This is a genomic window from Aliivibrio sp. 1S128, from assembly GCF_001691065.1.
Classification (GTDB): domain Bacteria; phylum Pseudomonadota; class Gammaproteobacteria; order Enterobacterales; family Vibrionaceae; genus Aliivibrio.
This window is the reverse complement of the sequence record NZ_MAJV01000070.1, coordinates 1-518: the sequence shown is the minus strand read 5'-3', so window position 1 is coordinate 518 and position 518 is coordinate 1. Positions and strand designations below refer to the sequence as shown.

Annotated in this window: 1 pseudogene; it reads right to left on the bottom strand. The window is 34.2% G+C overall.

The window, feature by feature from the left end:
• Positions 1-41: 41 nt before the first annotated feature.
• A pseudogene (locus A6E03_RS10050) lies at positions 42-518 on the bottom strand (hypothetical protein); the annotation flags it as partial.

Genomic DNA, 518 nt, shown 5'->3' with positions numbered 1-518 from the left:
ACCTGAGATGCCGAGTGTAGTAAATCGTGTTGATGCATTTGTTATACGTTTACTTTCAACCAATCTTGAATCTTCTTTTTATTTTTACTGAAAAGTTCAACATCTACTGTATTTCCAAGATAATTAATCACAAAATCCATAATAGGAAAACGTTTAGTGTGAGAAAAGTATGTCGCCATCAAATGTTCTGACTGAGCATAAATAGGTTCATAAATTCCATCAAATTGATCACATGTAAGGTCAAAGGCAAGACCATCAACTTCTAGCCAATAATGATGCTCATCATTCATTTGATTACTTCCAAGTACGACTTCTAATTGCATATTTGGAAATTTTTCACGAACTAACATTGCATGAAAACACACACTACTCTCGCAGGAATTTTGGGGGAAAGAATGAAAAAAAGGAAGATCGATAGCCTTCTTATTCTGCTCAAAGACCAACCTCACTTTCTCGGAAAAACTGATAACAGATTCCATATTATTAATTACCTCAAAAACGTATAACGCCTGCATAAC